We start from the raw sequence: 16,891 nt of genomic DNA, 5'->3' as shown, positions 1-16,891 counted from the left end.
AGGGTCATCATTTGCTGCTGATATCGTCCAGGATCAGCAGCTCGGGATCCACACCACCGACACTGTCAGACAGGGCCGCGGCTGTCAGCACCTGACCATTGACCAGGGTGACCGGCAGGGGACCGATGACCGGGGTCTTGTCACCCGAGGCCGTGACGGTGACATAGTAATCCCCGGCAGCAAGGGCAAGATAACCACTGTCAGCCTTGAAGGGTACGGCGCTGAGCGCCGGTGACGCACCGCTGATGTCCGACCCCGCAGTCAGGTAGACGTCCACCGCCGGTGCCGTGGGGGCGGCATGGAGCACACGCAGTTGTGCCTCTGTCGCCACCACACGACCGCTGTCGGTCAGCAGCAAGGGCTCTATGGTTTCACCGGATGGGTCCAGCAACTGACCCACGGCAAACAGGGAGTAGCGGGCACCCGCCTTGAGCGGCACGTCGCTGGCATTGATGACTTCCGGTGTAGTGGCTCCGGTTGGCGTGACCACAAAGTCATAATCGCCGGCGGCCAGGCTCAGGTAGGAGGTGTTCGCCTTGAAGGCCAGTCCTTGCAGCGGGGCCGCAGTCGGCGCAACGCCTTTCACCCAGATATCGACGGCAGGGGCATCAGCGACGGCATGGACCCCCCTCAGCTGAGCCTGCTCATCGGTAGACAAGATGGGGGTGGCGCCAGCATCACCGATGGCAAGCAGTTGTACCGGGCTTGGCCCCGCCCCCAGGTTGTCGATCGCCGCCATCAGCAAGTCGGTACCCGCGTTGAGCGTCAGCGGGCCAGAGTCATACACCACATCGCTGCTGCCCGGTAGCGTCAGCCTGATCTGGTATTCGCCTGCTGGCAGGGTGAGGGGGTCGCTATAGGTCTTGAACGGTATATTGGCCAGCGTCGGACTGGTCAGGGTGGCCCCCGGCGCGGTGACATGGATGTCGACGGCCGGTGCACCGGGTGCGGCATACACCACCTGCACACGAATATCGCCTCCCGTTGGTGCCTGGTTCGGCCGCTCAATCACCAACGGGCCGAAGGCGGTATCCCCGCTCCCCGCCAGTTTGCCCACCGCCAACACGTCGTACTGAGTGTCGGGTTTGAGGTCGAGGGACACCGGGCCTATGACGGTCGAGGTGCCGCTCGGCAAGATCCCGTCCACCGCCACCTCGTGGCTGCCAGCGGCAACCGGCTTGAGCCCGCTGCTTGAGCCATAGTCGACGGCCGTCAGGAAGGCAGCCCCATCGACATTGACATTCACCTTGGGGGCATCAGGGGCTAAGTGGCTGATCCTGATGGCGGCATTGGGCGGACTGCTGTCATTTTCACTGCCTCCGCATGCGGCCAGACCCAATACCATAGCTAGTGCGGCACAACGTCGAATCCATTTCATCTGGTCATTCTCCATTGGTTGGTCCCCACGGGCATATGCAGCTCGCTAATGACTGGATCATCACCCTTTGCTTTTTATTTGCTCAGGCGGTGGCGCGGCATGGACGGCAGACATCCCCTTCCCCGCTCCAGGCCCTGTCACGCCAGCAGAGAGCGCCTCGCTCACATAGCGGGAGTTCCTGCCCCCTCTCCCCCTACCATTCATTACTGCCAGTGAATTTTCATATCAACCGAGTGCCATTTCAGTGAACACCCCACCGCCCTAGACTGTTTCTCGAACCTTAACGAGGAGTCTTGTATGAAACTCACCCATATCCCGTTGCTGGCTGGCACCCTCGCCTCGGCCTTCTCTTTCAACACCTTCGCCGGTGACCTTGTCTCGGTGCAGTTCAGCAACTCTTTTTCTTGGGACACCCACCTTTTTGACAGCGCTTTACCTCTGTTCTTGACTGAAAGGGAAATCGCAGGAGGTTGCCATGACCATTGCCCGTTCCCGTCAAATCAGTCTGCAAGATACGCCCTACTACCACGTGGTCAGTCGCTGCGTGCGACGGGCCTTCTTGTGCGGCGAAGATGCCCATTCCGGCCAGAGTTACGAGCACAGGCGCCAATGGGTGGTCGACAAGCTGGGGCAGTTGTCACGGCTGTTTGCCATCGGTGTCTGTGCCTACGCGGTGATGAACAATCACTATCATCTGGTGCTCAAGGTTGAACGAGATATCGCCATCCACTGGAGTGAGCAGGAAGTGGCCGAGCGTTGGGCCGCACTATTTCAGTGGCCCCTGCTGGTGCGACGCTGGTACCAAGGAGAATCCCTGATTGAACCGGAGCTGATGGTCGTACAACAGCTAATCGCCCAATGGCGTGAGCGACTGCATTCCATCAGCTGGTTTGTTCGGTTGCTCAATGAAAACCTGGCCCGCCAGGCCAATCAGGAGGATGGTTGCAAGGGCCATTTCTGGGAAGGGCGCTTCAAGAGCCAGGCCTTGCTCACCGAGTCAGCCCTGCTGGCCTGCATGGCTTACGTCGACCTCAATCCGATACGGGCAGCGATTGCCGACAGACCCGAAGAGAGCGACTACACCAGCATCAAGCAGCGCCTCGTGGACCAACAACCTGCAGCATCGTTGCCACCTCTGTTGCTGCCGTTTTCCAGCCAAGGCAAGCCAGATGACCTGCCCTATGCCTTTCTCGATTATCTGGCGCTGGTCGACTGGACAGGGCGAGCCATCAGAAGCGACAAGCGCGGTCATATTCCGGTTCACCTTGCGCCCATACTGGTGCGGCTGGGGTTGGATGAAGCTCGCTGGCTGAAACAGGTGACACTGTTTCGGCGGCAGGGCATCAGAGTGGTGGGTGACAGAGAACATTGCCGGCTGTTCGCACAGCACTGCGGCCAGCGGCGATGTCACCAGCTACCTGTTTGAACTGTTTGAATCGCTAGTTCCCGCGTCACATCACACCCCGGCATGTCACCCGATGCCGGGCATGACATTGCCTGAACAAGAGGCTTTTTAGCCCAGAACAGCCACCTTGTTGCTCCCGCTCCAACCCTCAAGCCAACTATCCGTCATCGCATCACCAATCTGGATACGGCTTACTCAAAAAGGTGGGTGTCCCATATTTTTTCTCAAAAAGGTGGGTGTCCCAAATTTCTGCCGTTCGCACAGCACTGCGGCCAGCGGCGATGTCACCAGCTGCCTGTTTGAATCGCTAGCTCCCGCGTCACATCACACCCCGGCATGTCACCCGATGCCGGGCATGACGTTGCCTGTTTAGGCCAGAACAGCCACCTTGTTGCTCCCGCTCCAACCCTCGAGCCAACTATCCGTCATCGCATCACCAATCTGGATACGGCTTACTCAAAAAGGTGGGTATCCCAGATTTTTTGGCTCCCGCTCCAACCCCCGAGCCAACTATCCGTCATCGCATCACCAATCTGGATACGGCTTACTCAAAAAGGTGGGTGTCCCAGATTTTTCTCCCGATCCAACCCTCGAGCCAACTATCCGTCATCGCATCACCAATCTGGATACGGCTTACTCAAAAAGGTGGGTGTCCCAGATTTTACTGCCATCGTTATGTGGCGAGTGGCATCTATCCACCAGATTGGTGCGGGTCGGTGGATGGGCCGTTGGGGGGATTGGAGTAAACCCTGAAAAGAAATTTTCCATCGAGATCATCCAATTACTCTTTACTAATTGAATATATGTTCTTATTTAAGGATATATGGCCTGTCTTTTGTTAAATCGAATAAATTAATAAAAAAAGGACCATCTATATTTCTCTCAATGCCGATTTTAATGCCGGAGGAATTTGTACAAAAAAAGTCAAAGTGATAGCGCGGATGAATCTTTGCATTAGAATTAACAACATCATCATCAAATCTAAAGTATCCGTGCTCTTTTAATAGAAGCGATGATAGCATGTCTGAATATATTATAGCCTCATTAAAGTCAAGACCAAAACTCTCATGAAGAGAATATACCACGCTGTCATTACAGTATGTCCCTTCTCGACAAGTATTTATAGCATTTCTTAGATAAAAGATTGTAGCAGTGTCCATAGTCAGCCCAAATTCATCATAATTAAAAACAATGTTATAACCATGATCAATTAATTGAAAAGGTAAGCTCATGGTAAAGAAACCATCAGGTTTCCTTACCAATACCCTCTTAACATCCCCGGTGAATATTGCTAAATCAAAACCCATTGAGTTATCAACACGAGAATCAGGGCTACTATTTATTATGTCTATAACATTTAATAAGTTTTCTAAATTACTATAAGTATCTCTCACGGCAACAAACCGTGTCATGTGAGATTGAGATATACCACCAAAGAAATATGTACTCATAACACTTTATTCCTTTGATATTCAAGTTCGATTAAACCAAGAACATATTCAGTATCATAGTCATCAATTTCTGACAGCATTGCTGAGACACGGCTTATTATTTTGGCGATAAGTCTTGGTGTTGACTTACGTCCAGAACAATATTTTCTAACAAGTGTCTCTAATGAAAGCGCTTCATCTAAGACAATGAAATCTTTTTGTTTTTCTATCTCTTCTTGAGTTGGAAGCCTAACATCCATATAGTTATTTTTGGTTAGAAAATCCAAGCCATCATTAATGTTTTGCAGCACAACCTTGTCTGTGGCATTACCAAGAATCAAGTGGCTCTCCAAGAAAGAGCGAGCCATCATTGTGTACAATGCATTTCTAAAAGAAGAGCTTCTACTCAGATTTTTTGCAAAGCAAATAACAAAAGGAAACTCCAATCCTTTAGCATTATTTATGTTGGATATGAAAAACTTATTAGCTTGTCTTGACTTGCTCTCAAATGAAACATTGGAATCCCACCCAAGACTTGATTTTACCTTCCTAACAAGCTTGGAAACCTCATCATAAATATATCTTTCTGTATCTAAAAATATTACTGCAACATCCCCTTGTGTTAATGTAGGATGTCTGATTTTTATTCCATTTATTATCTCAATGAATTTATTACATAAATCATCGTCACCATCAACTCCATGTAATGATGTACTCTTAAAGTCCTGTGGTATGTCTTCAAAGCGTCTTAGAGGATCCCGCGAAAGATGAACACGCCCATTAAGCTCTCTATGGTTATAACCACATGCATCCCATTCAGGATTTTTTAACCAACGAAGTACCGGTTTTTCATACAGCCCCATACCTAATGCATGTGAAAACATGAGGTTTTTAGGGTCAGTTCTATAGCATTTTTTCAACACCATATCTGCACGATTAACATTGTCTGCTATTGGTCTAAATATATTCTGGAAAACATCGCCTGCGATAAAAACTTTTTTCTCAGTAACTAATTCACACAGTTCAATAAAACTTTGTGGAAAATCTTGACTTTCATCAATAAAAATATAATCGAAAGCCTTCTCTTTGTCCCATCTCTTCGCTTTAATATCATCAATGGCTTTGTTACAAAGCCATTCAAATGTCCCAGATGAAAATGTTCCAAAAGGAATGTCATAATAATGACAGATGTAGCGATACATGCCTGAACTAGGATCCCTCCCACTCCCCCAAGAATGGAAACAAAAAAGTTTATTGCCCCAATCTATTTGTCTTTCGACTCTCATAAAGTCAAAAAACTCAGGTATCCTACTTTTCATCGTAGATGCTAAAATTTTATTAAAACACGTAAATGCAATTTTTGCTTCAGAGTGCTTTGAATATATTTCTTTAAGCTTGTGGAGTAACAGCTCTGTTTTTCCTGAACCAGCAAGCCCCTGAATAACATATTTTTTGCCAAATCCAGCCTTGAATACGAAACTTGTCTGGTCTGTGTCAAATAGAATTATCTTTGATTTTACAGAGTCTAAAATGTTATCTGCATCCAAATTAACCTTAGACATATCATTAATACTTCCCACTATTAATGATATAATTAAGTCTACAATCCGAGCTTCCTTTTTATCTAACTTTAAATTTTCAAATGAAAAACCCTGAAGTTCTACCGCCTCAAACAAATCCTCCCACTTTTTCTTTCTACCTATCTTATCTCGGTATTTAAATTTTTCAGATAGATATGCGACGTCCTCAAGAAAATCATCCACGTACTCTTCAAACGCATCCTTATTACCATCAATATTTACAAAGCAGGGCTTAATACCGGCAGAAAAAATTACAATTGCGTTTTCATAATCATAACTGGAGTCATCTTTTGAAAGAGGACGACAAAGGACATATGTTTGCTTTTTCTTAGACTTGGCATAATGGTCAATTACAGATTTAATACCTGATTTTTCTGCAAGAACTAAAGCTTCATCAGAATAAAAACAATAATTAGACATGAGTTAAGCCTTCCTGTTAAGAATCCCTTGGTCTTATCAACTAAGAGTATCAATAAACAACATCAATAATCTAGAGTCGTAAGATCGAATAGCGAAATACATTCAAACGATCGCTTTCATTAAGAATGTCGCAATGTTCGATAGATCAAATCAACCCAGCCTAAAGCCGGGTTGGTGTAGTTAAAAGGCAAAAAGATCAGAACGCGTTCCATCTGGCGTAGGCTGTCACCAGCCGCTTAGCGCCGACGTCATCGAACTGGCTCTGCTGCACTTCGTTCTGACCAAAGCGACCATACAGGATACCTCCAACTCAAAGGCAGGCACGGTTTTGATCCCCCTCCTAACCGCCGAGGATCAGAGGCAACGTCAGGGACGCCATCAGGGATGATGGCGTAGCCGCAGCCGGCACAGGGATGTGCCGTCTGCGGCGGCCCGTCCGACGTTGGCTCTGAACTGAGGGCACTGGCGAAGCCAGCGGATTGGCGGGGGTGGCCTTTCTTTTGGTGACTTTTCTTTGGCCACGCAAAGAAAAGTTACTCGCCCCAGCCCGAAGGGCGGGCGAAACCCTGTCGAGGGCCACGCCCTCGCGTCCTGCACGGCGCCAGCCGTGCTGCCAACAGCCAGCCATACCATATACCCATGACGCGAACGTCCGATTACGCTTCGCTAATCGAACCTACAGTCCTGACAAAAAAGGAGCCATCGGCTCCTTTTGCTATTGATGGCGGGTGCGCTGCGCCTTACAGCGCCTCAAGGCGGGCATACGCCGTCACCAGCCACTTGGCGCCGACGTCGTCGAACTGGATCTGCACCCGGCTCTGCTGGCCGACCCCTTCGAAGTTGAGCACTATGCCTTCCCCGAATTTCGGATGGAGCACCCGCTGGCCGAGCTTGATGCCGCTGGCGTCGAAGCTCTGCTGCACCTCGTTCTGGCTGAAGCGGCCGTACTGGGTGGGGCGGCTGACCTGGGTGCGCAGCCGGATCTCTTCCAGACACTCGGCGGGCATCTCGCGGATAAAGCGGCTCGGCTTGTGGAACATCTCGCGGCCGTAGATGCGGCGGCTCTCCGCATAACAGATGTAGAGCTTCTCCATGGCGCGGGTCATGCCCACGTAGCAGAGGCGCCGCTCCTCCTCCAGGCGGCCCGACTCCTCGGTGGATTGCTGGCTGGGGAACATGCCCTCTTCCACGCCGACCAGCAGCACCAGGGGGAATTCCAATCCCTTGGCGCTGTGCAGCGTCATCAGCTGCACCGCATCGGCGTATTCGTCCGCCTGATTCTCGCCGGACTCCAGCGCCGCATGGGCGAGGAAGGCCGACAGATCGCTCATCTCCTCCAGCTCGTCCGGGCGCTGGTACTGGCGGCAGGCGGTGACCAGTTCGTCCAGGTTCTCTACCCGCGCCTGGGACTTCTCGCCCTTCTCCGCCAGGTACATCGCCTTGAGGCCGGAATTCTGGATGGCGATGTCCGCCTGCTGGTGCAGGGGCAGCATGCCGACCTGTTCCTCCAGCGCATCGATGAGATCGACAAAGCCGCGCACCGCGTTACCGGCGCGACCGGTCAGCACCTTGTCGTTGAGCAGGGTCTTGGCGGACTGCCACAGGTTCTGGCCCTGATCGCGAGCGTTGTTGCGCAGAATTTCCAGGGTGCGATCGCCGATGCCGCGGGTCGGGGTGTTGACGACCCGCTCGAAGCTGGCGTCGTCGCCTCTGTTGTTGATGAGGCGCAGGTAGGCCATGGCGTCTTTGATTTCCTGGCGCTCGAAGAAGCGCAGGCCGCCGTAGATGCGGTAGGGCATGGCGTCCTGCATCAGCGCCTCTTCCAGCACCCGGGACTGGGCGTTGGAGCGATAGAGGATGGCGCAGTCGGCGAGCAAGCCGCCTTTTTCTTTCCAATCCTTGAGGCGGCCCACCACGAAGCGGGCCTCGTCCACCTCGTTGAAGGCAGCGTAGAGCGAAATCGGCTCGCCCTCGGCGCCCTCGGTCCACAGCTCCTTGCCGAGCCGCTCCGAGTTGTTGGCGATGACGCTGTTGGCGGCTTTCAGGATATTGGCGGTGGAGCGGTAGTTCTGCTCCAGGCGTATGGTCTGCGCGCCCTCATAGTCGGTCAGGAAGCGCTGGATGTTCTCTATCTTGGCGCCGCGCCAGCCGTAGATGGACTGGTCATCGTCGCCGACGATCATCACCCGGCCTGTGTCGCCAGCCAGCATCCGCAGCCAGGCGTACTGGATGCCGTTGGTATCCTGGAACTCGTCCACCAGTATGTTCTGGAAGCGGTCGCGGTAGTGCTCGAGGATGTGCGGCTTGTTCAGCCACAGCTCGTGGGCGCGCAGCAGGAGTTCTGCAAAGTCCACCAGCCCGGAGCGATCGCAGGTCTCCTGATAGGTCTTGTAGATCTGCTGATAGGTGCGGGTGACGGGGTCGCCGTAGAGGTCGATGTCGCCGGGGCGCAAGCCTTCGTCTTTCTTGCCGTTGATGTAGCCCATCACGGCGCGCGGGGCCCAGTGCTTCTCGTCGAGGTTGAGCGCCTTGATGACGCGGCGGATCAGGCGGTACTGGTCATCGGAGTCGAGGATCTGGAAATCCTGCGGCAGACCCGCATCCAGATGGTGAGCCCGCAGCAGGCGGTGGGCGATGCCGTGGAAGGTGCCTATCCACATGCCGCGCACACCGTCACCTATCACTTTTTCGACCCGGCCGCGCATCTCGGCCGCCGCCTTGTTGGTAAAGGTCACGGCGATGATGGAGAAGGGTGAGCAACGCTCCACCTGCATCAGCCAGGCGATACGGTGCACCAGCACCCGGGTCTTGCCCGAGCCGGCGCCCGCCAGCACCAGCAGATTGCTGCGAGGGGCCGCCACCGCGTCTCTTTGCTTGTCGTTGAGCCCGTCGAGCAGGGTTGAAACGTCCATCACCACTCCTGTTTATTTATACAGGCGGGGATTATACGGCCTGAGGCGTCAGAGACCAAGTCGAGGTGCGGCACCGGCTCGCCCCTGCCGACAGAAGCGGTCTGGCCGCTGGATTTGGTGCCGATAGAAACCACTTTTTTCATCGAAAGAGGAAAACGCTTGCGCATAACCTCATGAATAGAAACACAAATGTCGTTTGAAGCCTATTAATCACAGCATTTAACTCTGCAAACAAACCTAAAAACAAACACTTATAAAGCAATTTGCTTATATTTCAAACCGTTAACGCAAACGTTTTTCCTCTATGATCCCCTTGACCCACAGGCTGGCTCACTTACAGTTAGCCAGCGTGCTTTATGACCTGCCAAGACAGGTTGTGGACCCTCACATAACAATCAAGGATACGATCGTGACTAAAGTGCTCAAGCTGGCCACCGTGGCCGCCCTCACCCTCGCTGCCCTTTCTGCCCAGGCAGCCTCCGAGCCCGCCGTCATCTATGACACCGCTGGCAAATTCGACAAGTCCTTCAACGAAGCCGTGTTCCGCAACGGCGTCGAAGTCTACAACAAGGACAAAGGCGTCAAGGTCAAGGAGTTCGAGCCCCAGAACGAAGCCCAGCGCGAGCAGGGTCTGCGTCGTCTGGCCAGCCGTGGCAACGGCCCCATCGTCGCCGTCGGCTTCAACATGGGTTCCGCGGTAGAGAAGGTGGCCACCGAGTTCCCGAACACCCAGTTCACCATCATCGACATGGTGGTCGACAAGCCGAACGTCCAGTCCCTCATCTTCAAGGAGCATGAAGGTTCCTTCCTGGTGGGTGCCCTGGCGGCCATCGCCTCCAAGAGCGGCAAGGTCGGCTTCGTGGGCGGCATGGACATCCCGCTGATCCGCAAATTCCAGTGCGGCTACGAGCAGGGTGCCAAGTACATCAATCCGAAGATCGACGTGTACCAGAACATGACCGGCTCCACCCCGGCGGCCTTCGCCGACCCGGCCAAGGGTGCCGAGCTCGCCAAGTCCCAGTTCGCCAAGGGCGCCGACGTTGTCTATGCCGCCGCCGGCGGTACCGGTATCGGTGTCTATCAGGCTGCCAAGGATGAAGGCAAGCTGGCCATCGGCGTGGATTCCAACCAGAACCACCTGCAACCGGGCACCATGCTGACCTCCATGGTCAAGGATGTTGGCCTGGCCGCGTACAAGAGCTGGGATGACGCCGCCAAGGGCAGCTGGAAGCCGGGCATCCAGACCCTGGGTCTGGCCGAAGGCGGTGTTGACTGGGCGCTGGACGAAAACAACGCCAAGCTGATCACCCCGGAGATGAAGGCCAAGGTCGAGAGCATCAAGGCCGACATCATCGCCGGCAAGATCAAGGTGCACGACTACATGAGCGACAACTCCTGTAAGTACTGATACTGCGAGTACCAAGTCTCTGCTACGACTCTCAACCCAGACCGGCCCGCACGGGCCGGTTTTTAGTCTCTACTTCATGACCCGCAAGGACTGCATCATGGACCAGACAGATCGCTATGCCATCGAATTAAGAGGTATCGATAAGCGCTTTGGCGAGGTTTACGCCAACAAGCAGATCGACCTTCAGGTTCGTAAAGGCAGCATTCACGGCATCGTCGGCGAAAATGGCGCCGGCAAGTCGACCCTGATGAGCATCATCTACGGTTTCTACCACGCCGACAAAGGCGAGATGCTGATCGACGGTAACCCCTTCAAACCCCATGGCTCCCAAGATGCGATTGCCGCAGGGGTGGGCATGGTGCACCAGCACTTTATGCTGGTGAACAACTTCACCGTGCTGGAGAACGTCATTCTCGGCGCGGAAAACGGCTGGCACCTGGGCAAGAGCCTGGCGGCGGCCGAGAAACTGCTCGGCGAGCTGGCCCGGGACTATGGTCTCGAGGTGCCGCTGCACGAGAAAGTCGAGGATCTGCCGGTGGGCCTGCAACAGCGGGTCGAGATCCTCAAGGCGCTCTATCGCGGCGCCCGCATCCTGATCCTCGACGAGCCCACCGGGGTGCTGACCCCGCAAGAGGCGGATCACCTGTTCGAGGTGCTGAAAAAGCTGCGGGATCAGGGCGCGACCATCATCCTCATCACCCACAAGCTGCGGGAGATCCTGGCCATCACGGATCAGGTCTCCATCATGCGCCGGGGGGAGATGGTGGCCCACGTCGCCACCAAGGATACCGACAAGGAGCAGCTCGCCGAGCTGATGGTGGGCCGCAAGGTGCGCCTCAAGGTCGACAAGGGCACCGCCCAGCCGGGCGAGGCCAAACTCAAGGTCGATGGCCTCTCTTATGTCGATGACGCCGGGGTGGAGCGGGTCAAGTCCGTCAGCTTCGAAGTGCGCGCCGGGGAAGTGGTCGGCATCGCCGGGGTCTCCGGCAACGGCCAGTCCGAGCTGCTCAGCCTGCTCGGCGGCATCCTCAAGCCCAGCAAGGGCAGCTTCACCATCGCCGGAGCCCAGAGCCACGAGGTGAGCCTGAGCCATCCGGCCGATCCGGAGCGGGTGCGCAACTTCGGCCTCGGCCACATCCCGGAAGACCGCCACAAGATGGGGCTCATCAATCGCTTCGAGGCGAAAGAGGCCTTCATCCTCGGTTATCACCGCCGCCCGCAATACAACAAGGGCTGGCTGCAGGACAAGGAGGCGATCCGTCAGGATTGCCAGGCCAAGATGGAGAAGTGGGACGTGCGCCCGCCGAGCCCGGAGCACAAGACCGCGAACTTCTCCGGCGGCAACCAGCAGAAGCTGGTGATCGCCCGGGAAGTGGAGCAGGACCCGGATGTGCTGCTGGTCGGCCAGCCGACCCGGGGCGTCGACATCGGCGCCATCGAGTACATCCACCAGCAGATCATCGCCATGCGCGACAAGGGCAAGGCGGTGCTGCTGGTGTCGGTGGAGCTTGACGAGATCATGAGCCTGTCCGACCGCATCCTGGTCATCGCCGACGGCCGCATCGTCGGCGAGCTGGACGGCGCCAAGGCGGATGAGCGCACCATAGGGCTGATGATGGCTAACATAGTGCCTGACGAGATTGCCAAGGAGGCCCACTGATGAGCCAAGTACGTATTCCTGCCTGGATCTCCGTGGGCGTGCTGCCCGCGGTCAATATCCTGCTGGCCTTCCTGGTGTCGGCCATCCTGTTCTACTACCTCGACATCAACCCGGTCGATGCCGCCGAGATCATGTGGTACGGCGCCTTCGGCACCGGCGAGGGCATAGGCTTTACCCTCTACTACGCTACCGGTTTCATCTTCACCGGTCTGGCGGTGGCGGTGGCCTTCCACGCCGGCCTGTTCAACATCGGCGGCGAGGGCCAGGCCTATATCGGCGGCCTGGGTGTGGGGCTGGTCTGTCTGCTGCTCGGGGACGTGCTGCCGTTCGCCCTGCTGCTGCCGCTCGCCATCATAGCCGGTGGCCTGTTCGGTGCGGCCTGGGCCTTCATCCCGGCCTGGCTGCAAGCCAAGCGGGGCAGCCACATCGTCATCACCACCATCATGTTCAACTTCATCGCCGCCTCCCTGATGGCCTACCTGCTGGTCGACGTCTTCAAGCCGCCAGGATCCATGGCCACAGAGAGCAAGGTGTTCGCCGTGGCGAGCTGGCTGCCGAAGATGAGCGAGCTGGCTGCCGGGTTCGGTGTGGAGATGCCGAACAGCCCCCTCAATATCAGCTTCGTCTGGGCGCTGATCTGTGCGGCCCTGGTGTGGGTCTTCATCTGGCATACCCGCTGGGGCTACGAGATCCGCTCGGTCGGCGCCAGTCAGAGCGCCTCCGCCTATGCGGGCATCTCCTACCCCAAGGTGGTGATCCTGGCCATGGTGATCTCCGGCATGCTGGCGGGCTTCTTCGCCCTCAACGTGCTGCAGGGTGAGCTGCACCAGATCAAGCTCAACTTCGTGGAAGGCTTCGGCTTCACCGGCATAGCGGTGGCCCTGATGGGTCGCAACCACCCGGTCGGCGTCATCATCGCCAGCCTGCTGTTCGGCTTCCTCTATCAGGGGGGCGCCGAGCTCAGCTTCGAGTTCGGGGTGGATCGCAACATAGTGGTGGTGTTGCAGGGTCTGGTGATCCTGTTCTGCGGCGCCCTCGAGCACATGCTGCGTCCGCGCATCGAGCAGGCCTACCTGGCGTTTGCCAACCGCTCAACCGCACAAGTGAAGGGAGTCTGATCATGTTCGAAATGCTGATCCTGATGCTGGACGCGACCATACGTACCGCGCCGCCGCTTATTCTGGCGGCCATGGCAGGCATGTTCTGCGAGCGCTCCGGGGTGGTCAACATCGCCCTGGAAGGCAAGTTGCTGGCGGCGGCCTTCGCCAGTGCGGCCGCGGCCGCCATCTCTGGCTCCGCCTGGATTGGGCTGGGTGCCGGTGTGGGGGTTTCCATCCTGTTCGCCCTGCTGCACGGCTTCGCCACCATCACCCACCGCGGTGATCAGGTGGTGAGCGGCATGGCCATCAACATACTGGCGGCCGGTCTGACCGTCACCCTGGGCCGTTACTGGTTCGATCAGGGGGGCCAGACCCCGGCACTCTCCGGCGATGCCCGCTTCGCCCCCATCGACCTGCCCTTCGCCAAGGAGCTCTATGACGTGCCCGTCATCGGCCAGCTCTACAGCGAGCTGCTGAGCGGTCACTCCCTGCTGGAGTACGTGGCGTTCGCCGCCGTGCCCCTGGCCTGGTGGGTGCTGTTCCGTACCCGCTTCGGCCTGAGGCTGCGGGCGGTGGGCGAGGCCCCGGCGGCGGTGGATACCGCAGGTATTTCCGTGGTGCGGATGCGCTACACGGCGCTCATCATCGGCGGCCTGCTGGCGGGGATCGGGGGCACCTATCTGGCGGTGGCCCAGACCGCCCAGTTCATCCCCAACATGAGCGCGGGCAAAGGCTTCATGGCGCTGGCGGCGCTGGTATTTGGCAAGTGGCGCCCCTGGAACGCCATGGCGGCCTGCTTGCTGTTCGGCTTCCTCGATGCTGTCGCCATCCGGTTGCAGGGGGTCAGTATCGGCGACTTCCCGATCCCGGTGCAGGCCATAGAGGCGCTGCCCTACATCCTGACGGTCTTCCTGCTCGCCGGCTTCATCGGCAAGGCGGTGGCGCCCAAGGCGCTCGGCACCCCCTACGTCAAGGAGCGGGAATAGCGTTCCGCCCATACCAAAAATGCAAGAAGGCCCACGAATGTGGGCCTTTTTTTGTGTGGTTCATCGCGCTTTGGCGCCTCAGTTTATCTTGCCCATCTCGATGGCGAAGCTGGTGGCCAGCTGGGCGAACTTGAGGGCGTGGGCAGCCGAGGGATCCGAGTTCTGCAAGGTGTCCTGGGCGGTGTGGATCTTGGGGTTGTAGTCGTTGAAGCGCGACTCGAACGGCATGGCGGCCGGGTAGCCCTGATTGTGCCAGGAGGCGTGATCCGAGCAGCCATAACCGCAGCTGTCATAGCCGTAGCGGATCTGGGGCAGATAGGCGTCGAGCAGCTGGGCCAGATAGCCGGTCAGCCCCTGGTCGGCGTAGTCGGTCATGAAGACGATGTCTTCCGCTGAGCCCTGGTAGTTGGTCATGTCCAGTTGCAGTGCCGCCAGCACCTTGGTGTTGGCCGACTTGTAGCGGGTGGCGATATCCTTGGAGCCGCGCAGCCCCACCTCTTCCGCCGCATAGCCGATGAACTGCAGGGTGCGCTCCGGCTGGCGACCCTGCTCGGCGATGACCCTCAGCACCTCGGTCAGGGTGGCGATGCCGGAGGCGTCATCGTCGGCGCCCGGTGCCAGGGTGCGGCTGTTGGGTGCGGAGCCTGCGGTGGAGTCGAGGTGACCGCCGAGTACCACCACTTCGTCCGGGTAGCGGCTGCCCTTGAAGGTCAGCACCACGGATTGCTGCGGATAGCCGCTGTGCTTGACCCGGCTGACGCTGGCCCAGGGCAGAGTCGCGCTCAGGGTCTGCCACTGACCGGCTACCCAGTCCGCCGACTGCACCCCTGTGGTGGTGGTGTAGTAGCGGTTGCGCCAGCTCGAGAGCTGGCTGATGGTGCCGACTATCTTGCCCTGATCCAGATGGGGCAGCAGCCGGTTGACGCTGGCCCCCTGGGTCAGCGGCGGGGCGCTGAACAGGTTCTGGCTGATGGGTTGGGCCATGCTCTGCAGGGCGTCGGCCAGGGTGCTGTGCACCACGTAACCGCCGCAGCGCTGGTGCCCTTCGTGCATCAGGTGGGAGAGGGTGCCAAGCTCGCTCGCCTCGACCTGGGCCAGCTGGATAGGGGCGCCGCTGGCGCTGAACAGGGGGGCCAGCCTGGCCTTGACCTGTTTGAGTTCGACGCCGCTGTCGGCACCGACCGTGATCCAGACGGGTTCGGCGGCCTGTGCGGCGAAGGGCAGCAGGGGGAGCAAGAGGGCGGTCAACAAGGGTTTCATATCGGATCCTTCCAGATAGAGTGGCGGGCAAATGTGCCAAATGGGTGTCATAAGACGACCGGTCCAGTCTAGCCAAGGAGGCTGAGCGGCGAATTTGCCCGTCTGGTGCGGCCGTCCCCCCGTCCGGTGGGGGCCGCTGCAGGATCTGCTGTCTACTGCGCCGGTACCGGGGGGGCGGACGGAGCTTTGTGCTGGCGAGGGGGTTCCATACGGAGTGCTCGCCGGACAGGACGATGACAGCCCAGGCTGGGGGGCTGACAAAGGGAGTCAAACTGTGCCATATCGGCGCGGATAGCCGAGGGGGCATCCATGATGACGCCCCTTGCAGTGATGACCTGCTTCAGGACTGTCCTTCCAATACCCAATGGAGACAGCGCCTTTTTTATGAGGCGCGTGTTGTCATCCGGGCGTCAGCCTATGGGGCGCACCAGCGCCGGCTGGGCGGGATCGCTGAGCCGTTCGGCGAGGTAGTCCACCAGCAGCCGCACCTTGGGGGAGAGGTGGCGATTGTGGGGATAGAGGGCCCAGATCCCCTCCTCTGGCGCCCGCAGCTCCGGCAACAGTTCGATGAGATCCCCCCGGACGAGGTGGTCGCTCACGTAGTAGTCCGGCAGCTGGATGATGCCGATCCCCTTGAGCGCCGCGTCCAGCAGGGCGTGGCCGCTGTTGCAGTGGAGCAGGCCGCGCACCCGCACGCTGTGGGGACGACCGTCCAGGGTGAAGTGCCACTCGTCGCCGTTGCCCACCAGACAGGTGTGACGGGCCAGCTCCGAGAGGCTGTTGGGGATGCCGTGACGGGCGGTATAGGCGGGGGAGGCACACACATAAGGCACCCGCTGGGCCAGCTTGCGGGCCACCAGAGTCGAGTCCTTGAGGTGGCCGAGACGGATCGCCAGATCGAACCCCTCGTGCACCAGATCCAGCAACTGGTTGGTGAGGTTGAGGGTCACCTCCAGCTGGGGGAAGCGCACCATGAAGTCGTTCACCAGGGGGGCGATGCGACTCTCGCCATAGGAGACGGGGGCCGTGATGCGCAGCGACCCTTGCGGCACCGCCTGATGGCGCCCCAGAGCCAGCTCCGCCTCGTAGAGGTTGTCCAGCAACTGACGACAGTGGCGAAAGTAGATCTCGCCGAGCTCGGTGAGCCGCACCTGACGGGTGGTGCGCAGCAGCAGCTTGGCCTGCAACCTGTCTTCCAGCTGCGCCACCTGACGGCTGACCTGCGCCACCGACACCCCCAGCTTGCGCGCCGCCGGGGTAAAGCCCCCCTGCTCCGCCACGCTGACAAATTCACAGACCCCTTCCCAGCCGAACATTATTACCTGTGTGTAAAAGTGATTTGATATTTAGCC

At 57.5% G+C, this 16,891-nt stretch carries 11 protein-coding genes; 5 read left to right on the top strand and 6 right to left on the bottom strand.

What is annotated here, in order from left to right; all coding sequences use genetic code 11:
* Positions 1-7: 7 nt before the first annotated feature.
* Positions 8-1,345 (bottom strand): DUF4397 domain-containing protein, encoded by a 1,338-nt coding sequence (locus KI797_RS00660; RefSeq protein WP_226172948.1) that lies wholly within the window; start codon positions 1,343-1,345, stop codon positions 8-10.
* 508 nt (positions 1,346-1,853) lie between these two features.
* On the opposite strand from KI797_RS00660, the gene KI797_RS00655 reads away from it, so the two are divergent.
* On the top strand, positions 1,854-2,804 hold the full coding sequence (locus KI797_RS00655; RefSeq protein WP_226171008.1) for a transposase: 951 nt from the start codon (positions 1,854-1,856) through the stop codon (positions 2,802-2,804).
* 788 nt (positions 2,805-3,592) lie between these two features.
* On the opposite strand, the gene KI797_RS00650 is transcribed toward KI797_RS00655, so the two are convergent.
* From KI797_RS00650 to uvrD, 3 genes are all read right to left on the bottom strand, one after another.
* Positions 3,593-4,234 (bottom strand): hypothetical protein, encoded by a 642-nt coding sequence (locus KI797_RS00650; RefSeq protein ID WP_226171006.1) that lies wholly within the window; start codon positions 4,232-4,234, stop codon positions 3,593-3,595.
* Positions 4,231-6,213 (bottom strand): DEAD/DEAH box helicase, encoded by a 1,983-nt coding sequence (locus KI797_RS00645; protein ID WP_226171003.1) that lies wholly within the window; start codon positions 6,211-6,213, stop codon positions 4,231-4,233. The genes KI797_RS00650 and KI797_RS00645 overlap by 4 nt, the downstream gene beginning before the upstream one ends.
* Positions 6,214-6,953: 740 nt before the next feature.
* Positions 6,954-9,125 (bottom strand): DNA helicase II, encoded by a 2,172-nt coding sequence (gene uvrD / locus KI797_RS00640; RefSeq protein WP_226171000.1) that lies wholly within the window; start codon positions 9,123-9,125, stop codon positions 6,954-6,956.
* Positions 9,126-9,534: 409 nt separating this feature from the next.
* Between uvrD and KI797_RS00635 the strand changes: the two genes are divergently transcribed.
* From KI797_RS00635 to KI797_RS00620, 4 genes are all read left to right on the top strand, one after another.
* Complete coding sequence (locus KI797_RS00635; RefSeq protein ID WP_182786909.1) at positions 9,535-10,533, top strand: BMP family lipoprotein; 999 nt, start codon at positions 9,535-9,537, stop codon at positions 10,531-10,533.
* A gap of 97 nt (positions 10,534-10,630) precedes the next feature.
* On the top strand, positions 10,631-12,193 hold the full coding sequence (locus tag KI797_RS00630; protein WP_041206643.1) for an ABC transporter ATP-binding protein: 1,563 nt from the start codon (positions 10,631-10,633) through the stop codon (positions 12,191-12,193).
* On the top strand, positions 12,193-13,311 hold the full coding sequence (locus tag KI797_RS00625) for an ABC transporter permease (RefSeq protein ID WP_041206642.1): 1,119 nt from the start codon (positions 12,193-12,195) through the stop codon (positions 13,309-13,311). The genes KI797_RS00630 and KI797_RS00625 overlap by 1 nt, the downstream gene beginning before the upstream one ends.
* A 2-nt stretch (positions 13,312-13,313) precedes the next feature.
* The gene (locus tag KI797_RS00620) at positions 13,314-14,279 is read left to right on the top strand and encodes an ABC transporter permease (protein WP_226170997.1); all 966 of its coding nucleotides are present in this window, start codon (positions 13,314-13,316) and stop codon (positions 14,277-14,279) included.
* 78 nt (positions 14,280-14,357) lie between these two features.
* On the opposite strand, the gene KI797_RS00615 is transcribed toward KI797_RS00620, so the two are convergent.
* Both KI797_RS00615 and KI797_RS00610 read right to left on the bottom strand, forming a co-directional pair.
* Complete coding sequence (locus tag KI797_RS00615; protein ID WP_226170995.1) at positions 14,358-15,539, bottom strand: M28 family metallopeptidase; 1,182 nt, start codon at positions 15,537-15,539, stop codon at positions 14,358-14,360.
* Between the two features lie 410 nt (positions 15,540-15,949).
* Entirely contained in the window at positions 15,950-16,855 is a 906-nt protein-coding gene (locus KI797_RS00610; RefSeq protein ID WP_171273004.1) for a LysR substrate-binding domain-containing protein, read from the bottom strand.
* Positions 16,856-16,891: the final 36 nt, after the last annotated feature.

It is taken from the genome of Aeromonas media, from assembly GCF_020423125.1.
Taxonomy (GTDB): Bacteria; Pseudomonadota; Gammaproteobacteria; order Enterobacterales; family Aeromonadaceae; genus Aeromonas; species Aeromonas media.
Note: the sequence above shows the minus strand (reverse complement) of the source record. Positions and strands in the feature narration are given on the sequence as shown.